Below are 16,900 nucleotides of genomic sequence, written 5' to 3'. Positions count from 1 at the left end.
TTTTTCATTCATTATATAGTTTTAAATAAAGCATCAATCTTCTTTTTAGTCGCAGCATCAGGAGAAAACTTATAAAATTCATTGAGTAGATCCAGCGAAGAAGGTTTCTTGGGGTACCGATTATTTTGTAAAAAGTTTTTTAACGCAGTATTTACTTTATCTTCACCAATCAGCTCACTCAGTTTTACCATGGCTACAGCACCTTTGGAATAGGAAATATGAGGAGTATCTCCCGTAGCTCTGTAAATTGGCAGGTCTTCAAACAGTCCCTTTTCATTATCATAAATCTGCTGATGTACATTAAGCCTGTCTTTCATTTTTTCCCTGCCGTGCATTTTTTTATAAAGCATCATTTCAGTGTACATAGCCAGAGTTTCTGTAAGCATAACAGAACCTTCTCTTTCGTCGGGGTTAATCTGGCTGTTTCCCCACCATAAATGTGACAGCTCATGTCCGGCAAGTTCATTAATAACATCCTGTTCTTTATCAGCGTGAATATTGGCATGGAAAACCATATCTTCAGGCATGAAAACAGCGGATGGATAAGCAGTTGCGGCAAAACCTTTGGTGAAAGAAGAAATTTCTGCAAAATTCACTGTTTTAAAAGGATATTTTCCAAAATTCTTAATACAGTAATCTAGAGTGAGCTTGGCATTGTTGAGAAGATGATCTGCATTTTCGAAATGTTTTTCATGATAAAAGAGATTGATGGCAATTCCTTTATATTGAATAGTTTTCACACGGTAAAAAGCAGATGAAATGGCAAATCTGAATGGAATCTTGTTGACATGATACTGAAAATAGCTTCTTCCTGAACGCTTCCATTTTTTTACCAGATCCCCTGTGCCGATAGCAGTTTGTCCCGCTTCGGTTGAAATAGTCATATCAAGATCGATAAAATCATTTTTAAAAACTTCGGGAGCTTCCGGTTTTTTCAGAGGAATCAGTTTTCCGAGGTTATTCTTTTTCCGTAAATGCTCATCCTGAATTTCATAGTTTTTTTGATAACCTATCAACGGGTAATATCTGCTGATTCTCATAAAAGAACCATCATCTATGACTGCATTGAAAGATTGGTGGCCATTCACAGCATACCAGCGGTAATTCAGTTGAAAATCGAGAGAAGCTGTACTGCCAGGCTGTAAAGGATGTTTCAGAAGGATTTCCGGTGCTGTATCCATAATTTTTATGGTTTCGGATTCTGTTTTTAAAAGGGCTGATTCTGTTTTCAAATCTGAATTGAAATTGATCAGGATTCTGTTAATGGGTTTTCCGGATAGATTGACAAGTGTATATCTTCCTGTAATCTGATATGAATTTTGAGAAGGATAGAGCTGTATTTCAGTCGTAACATTAGTAATTTCCGGTTGAGGCAGATTTTCGTATGGGTGAAACTTTTTTTCATATTGAACGGAGCTGGCAATATTTTCTTCTTTATTCTCAGGAATATAGCCTTTCATAAAAGTCATCCCGGTCCAGATCCCTGAGATAAGTATTAACGCAGTGAAGATAAACGATAAAGTATTGAGCTTTTTGGTTTTTATCCATTGATTCATGCCCCATAAAACAATGATCATCCCGGCTCCGAATAACAGTCTTTCTGCAAACGAAGCTGCGTAGGGTCCATATCCGTTAAAGTCGCTGTAAGTTCCTTTGAAATCTGAAAAGATCCTGAAAAGAGGATAATGAATGAGTTTCCCGGAAACCGGTCCGGCCAGTATGAAAACTGCCAGAACAGAAATTCCCAGGGCAATAAATTTATTCCGGATCAGGTTATTAACCAGCAGAATGAATGCTGAAAAAAGAATAACCGGAAATGTATTGAACAGGAAAACACCGAGATAAGCATTCCAGTCAACATGCAGATAGTTATAAACGGCCTGGAAAATAATTCCTTCCATAACCAGAACAATGGTAAAAAAGAAGATCAGTACTGAAATAGAAAGAAAATGCCCGGCAAGCCTGTTTTTGGAAAGGAAAGTACTGTTTTCAATCAGTGAAAATCCCGATGAGCTGCTTCGCCAATACAGGTCGTTGATAAAATAAGCTGCTACGATCAGTCCGAAGAGATGAAAGTTTTCTGAAATGGTTGTCGCCATCAGTCCGGATCCTGCATATTTCTGCGGAAGACGGATTCCCTTTTCGATTTCGGCATACATTTCCATTCCGACTGCAAACACCAACAGGATCACAACAGCAGGAACAACGATACTTTTAAAAAGATAGATCAGGTCAATTTTCGCGTAAGAAAGGACAGATTTAAAAGAAGCTGCACGGCCGAAATGCTGTGAAGAAATAACAGGATTAGGAATAAATGTTTTTGATTTTTCCGGTAAAACTGGGGTGATTTTCTTTGATTTTCCATGTTTTGAGGCATTACTAAACGAAAACAGACGATGAGTTAAAAACAGGAATGCCCCGGAAATAAGCATAAATAGGATTCTGTTCCATAACAAGTATCCAGTGAATGGGACAAGCAATGTATTTTTCTGATCAACAGAGAATTTTCCGGCTTCAAAAAAGTAAGAAGACAATCCGAAGGGATCCAGAAGCGCTGAGATTTGCTGGGCTTCCGGCGACTGTGGCAGGCTACCCGCCATAAACGGTGATCTGGAAAAGATCAGGACAACCATATACGACACATACAGCAAAAGTCCTCCTGCTACTGTCATCAGCTTTTTCTTTGAGGTAAACGAGACAAAAAACAGAAAGCTGCAGACCAGAAAGCTGTTCAGCATTCCGAAGATCAGTAATGGATAAAGAGAGTACATCAGATTGAATCCCGGCTGTATTTCACTTCCGGAGCGGGTCATCTGGCCTGCTATAAATCCTATGATCAGGAGCACGAAGCTAAAAAAAGTCTGACCAAAATAACTTGCGAATTTTCCGTTCAGGTAGGTTCTTTCTGTCAAAGGAAATGAAAAAAGTACCTGGTCAAACCTGGAATCCTGATCTTTGAAAAGCATCTGAACAGCATAGATTACCGCAAAAAATATAATGGAAAGACTTAACATTCCAATCATAAAACCTGTTGTATAGGCCGAGTTCAGATAAATTCCTTTTCCGGCAGAGAGGTTGAACTGGCTGCCGCAGAAAATACCCAGAAAGATCAGGATCAGGGATATAAGATAGGCTGGCCAGTGCTTGATGATGCGTCCGGCTTCAAATAAAAATAAGGTGTTCATAGCTAAATTTTTTGAGTGAGGGAATGGAAGTAAACGTGTTCCAGTAAAGGAGTTACAGGGTAGAAGTCCTTAGGTTGTTCCTGGGAGAATACGGTGATGTGCAGTTCTCTTTCTATGAGTTGTCTGCTGATCACTTCGTGGCTGGATTGGTAATTTTCCAGTTCATTTTTACTGATGGGTTTGCTCCAGATCCTGTTTTCCAGTCCGGAAATTAATTCGGAAGGCTTTCCCTGCTTCAGGATTTGCCCATGATTCATGATGGCCATTTCGGAACAGAGGTTTCTTACATCTTCTACCAGATGAGTGGAAAGGATGACGATAACGTCCTGGCTGATATCGTCCAGAAGGGAATTGAAACGGTTGCGTTCTTCAGGATCCAGACCGGCTGTAGGTTCATCAACAATGATAATCTTTGGATTTCCTAAAAGGGCCTGAGCTACCCCGAAACGCTGTTTCATTCCTCCTGAAAAAGTGTGAACCTCCTTTTTCATGAAGTCTGAAAGGTTGACTTTTTCAAGCAGGTTTAAAATCTGATTTTTACGTTCGGAACGGTCTGTAATCCCTTTTAAAACCGCAATATGTTCCAGAAGATCATTCGCGGAAACTTTAGGATATACTCCGAAGTCCTGTGGAAGAAATCCCAGATTCTTCTTGATGTAATCCGGATCTTTGGCAACATCATTTCCGTTGAAAATGATATTTCCGGAAGTCGGTTTCTGAAGTCCTACGATTGTTTTCATTAACGAAGATTTTCCGGCACCGTTCGGACCAAGCAGCCCGAACATTCCGTTCTGTATCTCCAGAGAGATGTCTTTTACTGCCTGAAAACCATTTTTGTAGGTAAGGCTGAGGTGATTGATGGATAAAGTATTCATAAGTTTGAGTTTGGGTAATAGGAGGACAGGCAGGTCTTTTGAGGCTGCTATTTATATGGAGTTGATGATGCAGGAGAACCTGAGGAGTTATTCAGAAAATATTTACATTTTCAATTTCCAATTTCCAGGGTTAGAAATTATTCTTTGTATTCCAGGATATCTCCCGGCTGGCATTCGAGGATTTTACAGATGGCTTCCAGGGTATCGAACCGAACACCTTTCGCTTTTCCTGTTTTCAGGATGGACAGATTCACGGGGGTGATGCCTAATTTTTCTGCCAGTTCTTTACTCTGCATTTTTCTTTTGGCAAGCATTACATCTAAGTTGACTATAATCGGCATGTTATATAAATAGGTCTTGTTCGTTTTGCAAATGTAGCCCTTGCTTAAAGATATTCGCAAGAAACAGGCAGAAAATTCCAAGCATAAAGTGAATAAACACCAGACCCCAGATCATACTTTCCACTTCCACAAAGAAACTCGCGATAATCACTATGGGAAGCGGGACGAAAATATTATACAGGTAAAATCTCTTAAGCTGAAGGATATTTCCCCTTGTAAACAGTTTGTCCTGGAAAAATACCTTAAAAACTTTAGCGGAAAGCCAGAAAAAAATTCCATAGGAAACTAAAACCAGTAAGAAAGAGAAAATAATATAGGAATAATTATTTTCAATATTCAAATAAGGCTGTTCTGTAAAGGGATAATTAATATGAAGAAATTTCCCATCTTTATAAGGAGTAACAGAAAAACCTGTAGACAGGCATAATCCTGAATATACACCTGTAATAAGATACCCACCCGAAAGGATAAGACAGATGTAATACAGAATCTTCGAAATAATTTTAGTCTGGTTCATGGCAATAAACATAAGTTGATATTGCAAATGTATAATTAATTATCGTAAAACAATAATTAATTTAAATAAAATTTTATCCTGAAAAGGAGTTCTAATAAAATAATAGCGAGGAAAGATTGTCCTGAAGGCTGTTTTTAATTAACTTTAAATAAGAAAATAAGAGCATGGCTTATAATATTGAATTGGCAGACAGGGTAAGGGAATGGCTTGCTGCTGTAGAACATATTGAGGTTGAAGAGAAAAAAATGTTCAGTGGTCTGGCTTTTCTGGTCAACGGAAAAATGTGCATCAACATCAGCCATGATAATCTGATGTGCCGCTATAACCCGGAACTGGAAGAGGAGGTTTCAGAGAAAGCAGGTTTTCTCCCCATGATTATGAGAGGAAAGCAGCTTAAAGAGTATTGTTATGTGGAACCGATCGGTTTTCAGAAGCCTGATGATTTTGAATATTGGATGAAAATCTGTCTTGAATATAATCCACTGGCTAAATCTTCAAAGAAAAAGTGAGGAATTTTTTCACTATTTAACCTGGGTTGGGAGAAAGGAAGCTGGGAGTTGGAAGAGGGAAGTTATGAAGGTCATAATGAATGACACTTTTTTAGTTAATTTAATGCCCACCTTTGGTATTATAACCAAAAAGCTGTTTAAACTTTTTTATTAAACCACAAAAGGCACAAAAGTCTTATTTTAAACACTTTAGGAGTTGATTTTTATTCTTTTGAGAACTTTTATCATCTCTAATATCCGTGCAAATAACTTTTGTTCCTTTTGTGGTTAAGCTTAAAATGAGTTTAGCAGACTTATTTTATACTTTTAATGTCCTGCTAAAAAGTTTAAACAAGTTTCAAAAGTAACTTCCAGCCTCCCTCTTCCAGCTTCCAGCTGTTATTGATATAACTTCTCTCTGATTTCTATTAAAATATCCGTTGTTTTTTCCAGATCCGGAAAGTCGGGAAGACCGGATGTTAAATAATAATGTTCAATAGAAGTGATCAGATTTTCTGTTTTCTGCATCACGCTTTCATAGGATTGATTTCCGGCTTTGATGTCCAGGAGCTCATCCCGGTTATCTACCCGGATCTTTACGTTTCCGGTTTTAAAGATATGCTCGCAGGACTGAAGCAGACGGATGGTATGCATCATATTTTTACTGTCGTAATTTTGTCCGTGCTGCTGATTAACGTTGTAACGGTCTTCATTCCGTTCGGAAACCCATTTCCAGTATTCCCTGTAATCTTTGCAGTAAGTAGAGTAGGAGTCCAGATTGCAGAAGAGGTAAGCTTTAGGATTTTCACCTTTCGGAACGGATGAAAGAGAAACCTGGTTGGCTTCTTCATGCTGGATAATTCCTTTATAGTCCAAATTACCGGATTCATCATAGAACAGGGCGTGCATTCCTTTGGTATTTCCGATATTGGTCAGTCCGCAGTTTTCCTGAAGCAGATGGTTTTCCGCAAGCCATTTTTTCAGAGGAACAGAGCCTTCTCCTTCAAGAATGAAGCAGAAATCAAGGATGGATTTTCTTTCTTTTTCAATAGGATTAAGAATCTTTTTATTGAGCCCTTTCGCCTTTTTGATCTGTGAAATAGCGTAACCCGCAAAGGTGTCTTTGCATAATTTAGACAGGAAGTCTTCAGGCTGAAGAAGGTCCATGAGCGGGTCTTTATACAGAATACAATCTTCAGGCGTTGCCAGAATTTCCAGAATATTGGGATTGTTTTTTTGAAGCAGCTCTACAAACCTTCCGATTTCATAATACGTAATATCATTGGTTTCATTGGAAATCTGCGGAATATAATTCAGTCCGAAAAAGTCTTTCTTCGGTAAATAATAAACACCCCGGATGTCTGTATCCGAGTTTTCGGTAGCTAATCCGAAAGCACGGCTTCCGGAAATGGTTTCAAGGAGAATAAGGTTTTTATTTTTCAGATCCTGAATAGTCATGATGGTGTTTAAGGATTTTTTGTTCAAAGAAAACTCTTTGCTCTTTAGGAAGCTCGTAAAGGGCGGAGTTGTTTTTATTAATGATTACTTCTCTGTAAAGAAGGGTATATGCTTCCAATATCGCCATTTCAGGGATCTTTTCAATATTTTTAGCTGTGAATGCTAGTAAATATATCAATTCATCTACTTTTAGACTGTTTGAATAGCTCAGGATATTGGTGATCCAGGTCGTAAGAATTTCATTCAGGTCACCTGTTTGAATATCCTCCTCAATGGTAGCAGAAAGTAAGAAAAATATTTTGAAATGCGGCCTTCTGGTTAATTTTGAATAAATCTCAATTCTTTCTTTTATAGACAGTGATTTTATATAATTCAGATACTCGGAGGTGAATTTCTTTTCTTCTCCGTTCCATAAATCATAAACCAGTTCAAGGATCAGGTACTTATATTCATTTGAGTAGCTGTTGAATTCTAAATCAATGATATGGTTTACAATAGGTTCTGCTTCTGATTTTTTATTGTTTTCAAATAAACTTTTTGCCATTGCTGTTCTCGCCATAACATATTCATGACTCATTATTCCATGTTTTTTGTACATGGTTTCTGTTAATTCAATGGCTTTCTGTAATAATGGGTAATCATCAGTAGTGAAAAATAAGTTGAGCAAAGAATTGGTAAATCCTGTATAATAGTTATATATGCTTGTTGAATTCAAAGCAATAAAAGACTTTTTATTAACGTTAACTTTTCTGAAATAACTGATTGCTTTTTCGTACTTATGGGCGTTGTGTAAATAGATGGCAATAAGGAGGTTCAATTCATCCCTGTTTTCAGACAGGTTGGTAAAATAAACTTCTTCAGCTTTCTTGAAATCTTCTCTCTGAATTAATTCTGCAAGCTCATTAAAAATAGCATCCAGCTTTTCCTGTTTTATATTCAATGCTTTATGAATAGCTTCGATTTCGTATAAAATATTTTTCTGATCTTTTTCATTGCAGTGCTGGAGAAGTTCATTAAACTTTTTGCTCCTTTTGTCAAGCTCTTCAATATTGTAGTAATACGCCAGAAAATCTATAAATAAAGATGTAATTCCCTCTTTATGTTCACCCACTTCAATGCTGATTCTGAGTAAAGGTTCGGTGATGTCATAAAACTTATTGCGCCTGTCAGCTGGATCAGGAATGGCATCAACCAGCTTCTTTCTGGAAAGTTCACTTAGCTGCTTGCTTAACGATTTTTGTTCTATAAAGCAGTTCTTGGATATTTCGGTTCCTTTTTGGGGACGCCGGGATAATGCAATGTACCGTAAAATTTTCTGCTGCTGGGGTGGAAGATACCGGATGTAAGTTTCATAGTAGGGCTTCAGATCATTGATGGTTTTAATGAAATTTTCTGATACTTTGGCCAGGGTGTCAGCTTTAAGGAAATGATAAAAAGTAACCAGCAGACGGTGGTTGCCTTTCACCAGATCAAAGATAGCACGAACCTGAGGCTTTCCTTTTGTTTTTAAATGGTTGATAAGGGGTTCATCCTTTTCTATTTCGGCTAAAGAAAGTAAAAAAGAATAAGTTTCTTCGAAAGACAAGTTTTTAAGATAGTACAAGGTGAAAAAACCGTAAAATGGACGGTCCTCTCTGTCGAAATCATCACTAATGGACTGGCTGGTGGCTATAATATTGATGTTATCATTTTCATAAAGCCATGCTCTTAACCTGCCTTGTTCTTCACTGCCCATCTGTTCCAGAATATCCCCGAAGTTTTCAGCAAGAATAAGAAGTGGCTTTTGAGCTGTAAACGTTTTGATTATATTTTCCAGGTAGCTTAATTGTCTGGAAGCTGCCGTATTCTGTAATATTTCCAGTTCTTTTTGTAAAAAGGTTTGATCTTCCTCATACCATTTAATAAAGGAATTTAAGATTCTCAGCAGAAAGTCAAAAAAATTGTCTACCCCGTATTCTTCTTCGGCAAAATAGGCCGTCTTAAGCTTTCCTTCCTTTACATAATGCTGTATCCTGGAGTGTAAAACGCTCATCAGGTGGGTTTTCCCCATTCCCCGCTGTCCTATAATAAGCCAGAACTGATTATTGTTATTCTTTACAATCGCATCGACTTTATTTTCGAAAAAATCGGCTGCTGCGGCTCTTCCGGTAAGCAGTTGTTCCAGTATTTCAGGATTTACACTTTTCGCTCCGAATGAAAGTACCGTATTTATGCCTTGTTTATTCTCCACCATTCTTTGAAAATTTTATATTTGAAACCGTATTTTCTTCCATCGCTGCCTGCTGTTTTAATAAAGTAGTGATCCTCCGTCAGGATTTCCAGAATATTTTTAATTTTTTCATCTTCAGCATCTATCTGGGTAATAATTTCTGATTCTGGAACCGGATGGTCTGCTCTCGAAATAAGTGAAAGGACTTTGCTCATGAGCTTTGAATCATCTTTGTAATAGATTACAAGACGTTCTGTAAGCTGTTTAAATGCTTTTTGATAGGAAGAGTCATTTAAAATCAGATGATGGGACTTTCGTATATTGTCTTCATTCACCTCAAGATTAAACTCCGACTGAATGATAAGAAACAGATGAGCGATATAAAAAGGAAGTCCATCGCATAATTCATGGATCAACTTAAAGATTTCCGCTTTTTTTCGTGTATCAATCGTATATCCGGACAGAAGATAGCATTCCATTAAGAACGAGGATTCTTCTTCTGAAAAAGGAGTTACGTTGAACTCTCTCATATCATTGGTGGGTTCTCCGGTATAATTCAATGTTCTCCTTAAAGTCTGTAATATAACCTTAATGCCAATGGAGCCGCAGTAAACAAATCTTAAGCCTTTGTTTTCCAATTCCTGTCTTCGTTCTCTGAGAATATCAAGAAATTCAGTAACTTCTGCATGTCTTCCTGCCTGATACCATTCCCACAGCATGATGGGTAATTCATCCAATATCAGAATAAGCTTGCTGTTATCTTTCTGTAAATTTTCCCCCACATTTTCTAAGGTCTGAAAAAAGATTTTCTTCCAGCTTCTTTGATATTCCGGCAGATTAACCGAAAATTCAGCTCCATAAACATCAACTTTGATGGAACTTACCAGTTTGGCTATAAATTCTCCGGTTTTGGCCAGGTCTATCTTATACCATTTTTTGAAACCATTGAAGCCTTGTATCAGTTTATCTATAACCTCGCCCAGATTTTGCTGTCCCTGCAGAGAAAAATAAATGGCTTTGAAGTTTTCCTTTTTAAATTGGTCAGGAACCTTATTGTGGTTACACAGATAAACCAGTTTTTTAAGAAGAAGGGTTTTGCCCATTCTTCTCATTTCCTCCAGAGTGATACTTTGTACACTTAAGGCTCTGAGAATATTATAGATCTCTTTTTCTCTGCCTATAATCTGCTCGTCTTTTAAAGTCCCTGTTGAAGGAGTAAGAGGAAAAAATTCTTTCATGATATGGATGTTTGGTATCAGAAAGGTACGATAAATTTATCATACGACAAAATTATCGTACGATAATTGCATCTTATAATTTTTGAATGAAAATATGAATGGTTATGAGCCGTAGATGACAACTATTCTTCCCTTATTTCTTTTTTATTAATGAGTTTTATTTCACCACTGGCTATTTTTTTACTAATGCTTGTGAAAAAAGGATTTCTTCCTTCCCGCCATCTTTCATCCCGGAATATCAGGCTGAAATATTTATATTCTGCTGTGGTATCAGCATTAAAACTGATGTGTAATGTATCTCTTTCCTGAGCGGTATATTCGAAATCGAAAATATTTTCCGTATTCAACTTTGATATGATATTTTCCGCAGAAATACCATTTTCAAAATCTTTGACAGGTATCATAATTTTTCCCCGCCTCATGGATTCTTTTGATCCTATATACCTGCTCAAAGTCCAGATATAAATGTTTTTTATTTCATCAATACTACCCTCAACACAGGTGCAGAATTTTATTTCATTGCCGGATGCACACATAGCAGTTTAATTTAAAAAATAAGGTGAAAACTCAATTCCCTGGATGCAACCCGCTATAGGAAGCACATTATCACCGTTCATCGTTACTTCATAGTGATCACAGGTTAGCTGTGAAACCTTCTGGTACCAGCTTTTCTGATATTCCTTTCCGATAGCTTCTGTTTTGATGAGGCAGTGCAGTCCGCCATAGGTTTTGATAAATGTAAGACAATCCGCATTGATGACATTTTCTATATCAGCTCTGAATTGATCAATAACCTTCTGATGATCCCCGGTTCTGAAATCAATATCCAGGTCAAAGAAAACCTTCCTTGATGTGGAGGTCTGGATGAGGTTTAAAGACAGGGTATGAGGATTGATGGCATTATCATTACGGATCAGCCTTTCGGAAATTTCCCGCATCAGAAGCAGGGAAGCTTTATGAAGATCCCTTGGATTCGGGGTAATGTATACGGCAAGATTATCCTGTGAAACCCCAACTCCGCCGGATTCATACAGACCGAGAGGAAGTTCAAGCTGCCTGATTTTATGAAGAAGCATTTCTTTGGTTGCTGTAAAACGTTTTAACTGGGCTTTATCAGCTTTCAGTCCTGTTTCCGGATTGTATTTTTTCCGGGCCAGAAGCTGTACATAATAGTGTTCATTAGGTTTCAGATCCGGAAGCCATTCAATGAATTCCTTTAATTTTTCTTCGTTACAGATGATTTTATAGTTCATGAGTTGATTAGTTTTTTGCATAAAGTTTTCACTTAAAAATAGGTAAAGTGCTTCGTGTAAAAAGCTCCGGAAAATCTTAATTTTCCAGAGCCTTAATATAATGAAATACTTTATCACTCCATCCATTGATCTCTGCGGTCCAGTTTCCTGTTTTTATACCGTGGGTATGGGTTGAAATATCAATGATATATGAATTTTTATAAGGTGAGGTGTCCGGCTTTCTGTCCAGTCCGTAATGCGCATCGATATCCTGGCTATCAGAGATCACCACCAGCCTTTCTGCATCTTTTGCATATCCTTTTTCTTTCAGCCATTCACATAACTGATAGGTAAAGATGCCACCTCCGCCTAATTCCTGGTAAATCTGCTGATAGCTGTTGAAAAGTCCAAGACCTTTACCATTGCTCCACAGCATATGCTTTCCTTTTCTATTACCATCGTTTCCGGCGGTGAATACTAGGATCATATCTTCAAAAATATAAGAACCTGCGGCTGCCATGGTAAAAGCAAGATCCATTCTTGAAAATTTAGACTGGGAAGAAGTGACCTGTCCCATACTTCCGGAAACATCAATCGCCAGGATGGTTGTTCCTTGAATTTTTTCCTGGGCAAAACAGTTTTTCATAGCTTCGTCAATATCAGCCGTGAAATCGGGAGCATTTCTCTGGGCAGCCAGGAAATTCAGTGGGGTAAGCCAGTTGCTGCTGACCTGTGAGATCGCTGTTTTGATAGTCTGTCTTGAAACTCCTGTTTCGGTCATATTTCTTAGGTTTCTCAGGATCGCCAGAGAACCCAGACTTTTTTCACCAATCATTCTCTCAAACGTATCCTTTTTATCAGCACCTTGAGACAGAGCTGCTTCCCATGTATTGGCAGGCTGTAAAGTATCTTCGATAAGCGCTTTCAGAGCGTGCTCATTTTGGGCAGTTGGTTTCGGATGTACCAGATTGACAACATCTACCAGAGATAATTCCAGGTTACTTTTTTTATATTTGGCGATCTGGTATTCATCATATTGATCAAAAGCTTTGGCCAGACCTTTTTTAATGGATTTAGACATTTTATATGAACCATTTCTTGCCTTTAGCATCTGAAGAAGATCCATAGTCATATCCGGACGGTTGGCAATTTTAGCCACAGCATCTTTTACGGGAACTCCGTGAATTTCATGAGCAAGAATAAGCAGCCATAGAGGAGTATGTCTCAGTTTCTGTTCGAAACGGCATTCCAGAGCCAGCTCAATGATCTGTTCTCCGTCTACTCTGTAACACAGATCCTCAATCTGATTCATGATCTCATCGGCAGACTGATAATAATCTGATTCGAAAAGCATATTGGCAAGGGTTACTCTTCTCAACAGCTCGTAATCAGAATATTTTCCTGCTGTATCAGTCAGTTTTCCGGCAATAATACCAGATTCGAATCCTGTTTTTCTTGTGTTAAATTTTGACATACCATTAGTTTTTGCATTAATAAAAAAGAAGCGGTTAAACATTGATTAAGGTGTTTTTTTGGGAATCGAAGTAACCTTAATCTCACACCGCTTCATCATCAGGAAGACCGGCCGGATTCGAACCGGCGACCCACGGCTTACGAAGCGAAGTAACTTTATCATCACACCCATTTCACGGGTTAAAATTTAATAAAGTATGTTTACGTTGCTCTACCCAACTGAGCTACGGCCTTCCTTATTGATGATGCAAAGTAAAGAGGGTAATGCGCAATGTTTTTGCGTAATGAAAAATGTTTGAAATTTTTTCAAAAAATATTTGCTTTAACCGAAATTCAATTGATAATTGATAAAAGAAAAATACCTGTTGTTACTAGGATTTGAGGGCAGCTAGCATGGAAACCACCAGTGCATAAAAAAGATCCTGTTGTTTTTAAAAAATAAATTAAGATGCCCGTCTGAAATTCCTTCATGGTCTTCCCTGAGTTGTATCACCTGGAATTTACCTTCTTCATACACATCCAGTGTGCCGATATTTCTGATGGCATTAGGAAAAATGGGCTTCAGATCGTTAAGAGTTGTCCGGGTATCAATTTTAATGCCTTTGTACAGGATATAATTTCCATTAAGAAACCTGAATTCATCTACCGCAACTTTATTTTGAGTGTTTTCAAAACGGGAACCGTTTTTATAGAGATACCGGTCGTTCATATCTTTGCTTCCGTCAGGGTTTTCAAAAATATAGGTGCAGGGTGCTTCTTCAGACATCAGTTTAATGCTGTCTGCCTTTCCAAATACTTTTTCAAAATCATTGAGGGAAAAGAATCTTTTCAGCTTACCGTTGAAGAGAATATCATCTTCCTGCATAACTTCATTCAGGCTGTCTTTTGGAATTTTTGTAGTTGCAGGAACTGCAGATACTGTTGAGTCTTTTTTAGCCACTGTTTTCTGGTGTGGGGCGGTAAGTTGGAGATCTTTTTTATTCCCTTCCTTTCCGATACAGGATAAAAGCAGGGTAAAGATCCATAGAATGGAAAGGTATTTCATATTTATATTTTCCACTAAAATACAAAAGGACCGGATAAAAGGAAACCATTAAGATCATGAATCCGTTAAAAATTAAAATCGCTGCTGTTACAGCATATTTATTGACTTAAAACGTTCATTTCTCTTAATGGTTTTTTCTAATGTTTAATACTGCTTTCCACAATCACCTCCAGGGCTTTTTCTGCATCACAGGCATATAAACCGGAACACCAGGCGGGATTCGCTTCAATGAGAGCCCAGCCTTTTCCCTGAATGATTCCAAAGTCCAGAACAACCGCTTTGGGAAGGGTAGAGGCGTATTGTCTGATGAATTTCTCAAAAAATGAGAACATTTCCTGCTCTTCTGTTTCAGAAAGCGGATTGGTATCAAAAGTATTATTCCTCCAATAGGACGAATGGGTTTTTATTTTCCCGTTCAATACAAAGCATCGCACTTCAAGTTCCCATTCCACCACTTCCGAAATAAAGACGGTACTTTCAGGGTCAACGGTGTCAAAACCCTTGATATCAGTTATTTTATCATAAACCCCTGCTTTAAAGCTTTTAAAATCTGCACATTTGATGAAAATGTTTTCCAGATCTGTAAAGTCTTTCAGCCGGCCGTAGGAAATTTTCCGTTGGGTAAATTCTTCTGAAATATGAACCATCCAGTCATCATCCGGTTTGGTAAGGGTCAGTCCGCACTGCCCGGCAACAATCTCTGCATAAATATCTTCTCCGTATACGCCAATGACATCAGAACGGAATTCTTCCGGAACCTTCCATTGGGCATTAAACCGGTTCAGCTCATAAGGAGAGTTGAGGGATGCTTTTTTCAGATTGTTGCTGTCTTCCGTGTACATGGGAGAAAGCGCGATTATATTTTTCATGGTATTAAGTTTTCTGATTTTAATGATGAAATCAATTCATGGCGGGCATTTTCTGAAAGACTGTCAATGTAAATAGACCATCCTTCGGGAAAAAGCCGGGCATGAACCAGATTCAGACTGTTTTTCCAAAGATAATGATAGCTATCGGAGTATTCTTCAATTTCTTCATAATCTGAAAAATATTCTGAAATCATATGAATGTCACAGGTGATCTCATAGGCCAGAGCTGGAAGATATTTATAATACCTGAATTCCTCCCAAAAAGCCTGATGTTCTATGAGAACTTCAAAGCTGTCTGAGTAAAAAAAGAAATCATAAGATTCACATCCGCAGTCTCTAAATGCAACCTTTCCACTTTCGGAAAGATAGATATCATCACCAATCGCAAATAAGACTTCATCATCCCAATAATAAGTATTCACTCCTTTGTGTTCTTTGATTTGTTTGGAAGTAAAGATACTCATGGTAACTCCTTCAATGGTAACCCCTGAAAAGTTTTCATTAAACCTGAGGATTTCCGAAGGATTTTTAACAGGGTATACTGATAAATGCTTTTCAATCAGCTTTCTGTCAATACAGAGTTCATTTTTCCTTTCGGTCTTCTTCAGAAAATTTAAGGCTCTGTGTGATAATTCTTTCATTATTTTTAATCAAATTAGGAGGTTCCTTCCTGATTCCGGACTTTTCGGATAACTTCTTCAAGCGACTGGTAATCCTGAAGCTCTTCATATCTGATTCCGGCAGTCGTTCTGTATAAGGTATTTAAACCCGGATAATCCTGCCCGACCTGTCCTGTCAGTTCAGTGGTAAGAACAAGATTTTGGAAATCGAAATCAAGCGTAATAATCAGTTCTTCACCAGAATCTTTGAATTCTCTGTAACATTGATTGATGAAACCCGAATCTTGAATAGTGTTATCAAAACAGTCTTCTTTCAGGTTAAATTCATACCTCATCTCATCCAGTAAATCCTGAAGTTGGGCTAAATCTACTTCTCTGCCATGTACTTCCTGATACCGATTTATAACATGTTCAATAAATTTCTCAGTGAAAAATATTTCAAGGTGATCGTTATCAAAATGCCAGAACGGACTGTAATAATAATGATCTTTTGGAAGATTGAAACGTACCAGAGAGTCAATAGCAGATGGAGGAACTACCAATCCGAATTCCTCTTTTAAAACTCTGCATTGTTCAATAAAAGGATGAGGTGGTTCGGATTCTTTTTTTCTCCGGACATTTTGAGTTTCCTCGCTCATATTTTTAAACCATTGAAATAATTTCATTGTTTTTTATTTAATAGGATTGGTTATTCCTGGCAGATGAGTGTTCCTTTATAATGGTTTCACCAACTGTTCCATAATAATTCAGGACTTCATAGGTAATTGTAATGCCATTAATATCCAGATCCTCAGACATACCATGATAGCTTCCTCCTCTATATCCTTTTTTATCACTGGTCATAATCATATATTCAGCACCGCCGCAATCAGCATAGGTTTCGATTCCTATCATAAGGTAGTCCTGGTTTCTTTCCAGTTCTTCATAGCATTGATCGATGAAAGAAATATCCATATGATCTGCTGCAAACCTGTTCTCTTTAAGGATAAATTCATAATGGGCTTCATCCAGAATTTCCTGTAGATGGGCATAATCAGCTTGCTCGCCATGAATTTCCGTATATCTTTTTACAGCATACAAAATAAATTCTTTGGTATAAAATACCCTTTCATAAATCTCATTATCCCAAAGACATTTGTACCTGAAATTGTTTTCTGATACCTTATGCCGGGTAAAAAATGAAATATAAACATCAGGAACAATCAATCCATATTCCTCTCTGAGGTATTTACATCTTTCAATAAAAGGATGTGGTGGTACATTGTCGTTATTTTTTCCTGTCTGAATTCCAGATCCTGTATTGTTATTTTTCATTGCTTTTTCTTTTCTGAACCATTGAAATAGTTTCAT

Annotated in this window: 16 protein-coding genes and 1 tRNA gene; 1 reads left to right on the top strand and 16 read right to left on the bottom strand. The window is 37.6% G+C overall.

Features of this window, described 5'->3' with window-relative positions; all coding sequences use genetic code 11:
* Positions 1 to 11 precede the first annotated feature (11 nt).
* From FW768_RS08290 to FW768_RS08275, 4 genes are all read right to left on the bottom strand, one after another.
* Positions 12 to 3,185 (bottom strand): ABC transporter permease/M1 family aminopeptidase, encoded by a 3,174-nt coding sequence (locus FW768_RS08290; RefSeq protein ID WP_153394491.1) that lies wholly within the window; start codon positions 3,183 to 3,185, stop codon positions 12 to 14.
* 2 nt (positions 3,186 to 3,187) lie between these two features.
* Positions 3,188 to 4,060 (bottom strand): ABC transporter ATP-binding protein, encoded by an 873-nt coding sequence (locus FW768_RS08285; protein ID WP_153394489.1) that lies wholly within the window; start codon positions 4,058 to 4,060, stop codon positions 3,188 to 3,190.
* A 137-nt stretch (positions 4,061 to 4,197) separates the two neighbouring features.
* The gene (locus tag FW768_RS08280) at positions 4,198 to 4,401 is read right to left on the bottom strand and encodes a helix-turn-helix domain-containing protein (RefSeq protein ID WP_045494476.1); all 204 of its coding nucleotides are present in this window, start codon (positions 4,399 to 4,401) and stop codon (positions 4,198 to 4,200) included.
* Between the two features lies 1 nt (position 4,402).
* Positions 4,403 to 4,918 carry a DUF2975 domain-containing protein gene (locus FW768_RS08275; protein WP_153394487.1) on the bottom strand — a complete coding sequence of 172 codons (516 nt, stop codon included), beginning with the start codon at positions 4,916 to 4,918 and terminating at the stop codon, positions 4,403 to 4,405.
* Between the two features lie 164 nt (positions 4,919 to 5,082).
* On the opposite strand from FW768_RS08275, the gene FW768_RS08270 reads away from it, so the two are divergent.
* Positions 5,083 to 5,427 (top strand): TfoX/Sxy family protein, encoded by a 345-nt coding sequence (locus FW768_RS08270; protein ID WP_153394485.1) that lies wholly within the window; start codon positions 5,083 to 5,085, stop codon positions 5,425 to 5,427.
* Positions 5,428 to 5,805: 378 nt separating this feature from the next.
* On the opposite strand, the gene FW768_RS08265 is transcribed toward FW768_RS08270, so the two are convergent.
* The 12 genes from FW768_RS08265 to FW768_RS08210 all read right to left on the bottom strand — a co-directional run bounded on the left by FW768_RS08265 (position 5,806) and on the right by FW768_RS08210 (position 16,900).
* Positions 5,806 to 6,864 carry a nucleotidyltransferase domain-containing protein gene (locus FW768_RS08265; RefSeq protein WP_153394483.1) on the bottom strand — a complete coding sequence of 353 codons (1,059 nt, stop codon included), beginning with the start codon at positions 6,862 to 6,864 and terminating at the stop codon, positions 5,806 to 5,808.
* The gene (locus FW768_RS08260; RefSeq protein ID WP_153394481.1) at positions 6,839 to 9,097 is read right to left on the bottom strand and encodes a helix-turn-helix domain-containing protein; all 2,259 of its coding nucleotides are present in this window, start codon (positions 9,095 to 9,097) and stop codon (positions 6,839 to 6,841) included. The genes FW768_RS08265 and FW768_RS08260 overlap by 26 nt, the downstream gene beginning before the upstream one ends.
* The gene (locus tag FW768_RS08255; protein ID WP_153394479.1) at positions 9,073 to 10,311 is read right to left on the bottom strand and encodes an ATP-binding protein; all 1,239 of its coding nucleotides are present in this window, start codon (positions 10,309 to 10,311) and stop codon (positions 9,073 to 9,075) included. The genes FW768_RS08260 and FW768_RS08255 overlap by 25 nt, the downstream gene beginning before the upstream one ends.
* Positions 10,312 to 10,433: 122 nt before the next feature.
* Entirely contained in the window at positions 10,434 to 10,715 is a 282-nt protein-coding gene (locus FW768_RS08250) for a hypothetical protein (protein WP_153394477.1), read from the bottom strand.
* Positions 10,716 to 10,853: 138 nt separating this feature from the next.
* Positions 10,854 to 11,564: a tunnelling fold family protein gene (locus tag FW768_RS08245; RefSeq protein ID WP_153394475.1), complete on the bottom strand. Its 711-nt coding sequence runs from the start codon at positions 11,562 to 11,564 to the stop codon at positions 10,854 to 10,856.
* A 76-nt stretch (positions 11,565 to 11,640) separates the two neighbouring features.
* Positions 11,641 to 13,017 carry a TROVE domain-containing protein gene (locus tag FW768_RS08240; protein WP_153394473.1) on the bottom strand — a complete coding sequence of 459 codons (1,377 nt, stop codon included), beginning with the start codon at positions 13,015 to 13,017 and terminating at the stop codon, positions 11,641 to 11,643.
* A 102-nt stretch (positions 13,018 to 13,119) separates the two neighbouring features.
* A tRNA-OTHER gene (locus FW768_RS08235) sits at positions 13,120 to 13,250 on the bottom strand.
* Positions 13,251 to 13,404: 154 nt separating this feature from the next.
* Entirely contained in the window at positions 13,405 to 14,061 is a 657-nt protein-coding gene (locus FW768_RS08230) for a hypothetical protein (protein WP_153394471.1), read from the bottom strand.
* A 137-nt stretch (positions 14,062 to 14,198) separates the two neighbouring features.
* Complete coding sequence (locus tag FW768_RS08225) at positions 14,199 to 14,930, bottom strand: ATP-grasp domain-containing protein (RefSeq protein WP_153394469.1); 732 nt, start codon at positions 14,928 to 14,930, stop codon at positions 14,199 to 14,201.
* A complete protein-coding gene (locus FW768_RS08220; RefSeq protein ID WP_153394468.1) occupies positions 14,927 to 15,571 on the bottom strand; it encodes a hypothetical protein in 645 nt (214 codons plus the stop codon). The genes FW768_RS08225 and FW768_RS08220 overlap by 4 nt, the downstream gene beginning before the upstream one ends.
* Positions 15,572 to 15,585: 14 nt before the next feature.
* The gene (locus FW768_RS08215; protein WP_153394466.1) at positions 15,586 to 16,215 is read right to left on the bottom strand and encodes a hypothetical protein; all 630 of its coding nucleotides are present in this window, start codon (positions 16,213 to 16,215) and stop codon (positions 15,586 to 15,588) included.
* A 10-nt stretch (positions 16,216 to 16,225) separates the two neighbouring features.
* The gene (locus tag FW768_RS08210; RefSeq protein ID WP_153394464.1) at positions 16,226 to 16,900 is read right to left on the bottom strand and encodes a hypothetical protein; all 675 of its coding nucleotides are present in this window, start codon (positions 16,898 to 16,900) and stop codon (positions 16,226 to 16,228) included.

The sequence above is a fragment of the Chryseobacterium vaccae genome (genome assembly GCF_009602705.1).
In the GTDB taxonomy this organism is placed as follows: Bacteria; Bacteroidota; Bacteroidia; order Flavobacteriales; family Weeksellaceae; genus Chryseobacterium; species Chryseobacterium vaccae.
The sequence above is the reverse complement of the archived record's forward strand: the minus strand, read 5'-3'. Positions and strand labels throughout refer to the sequence as shown.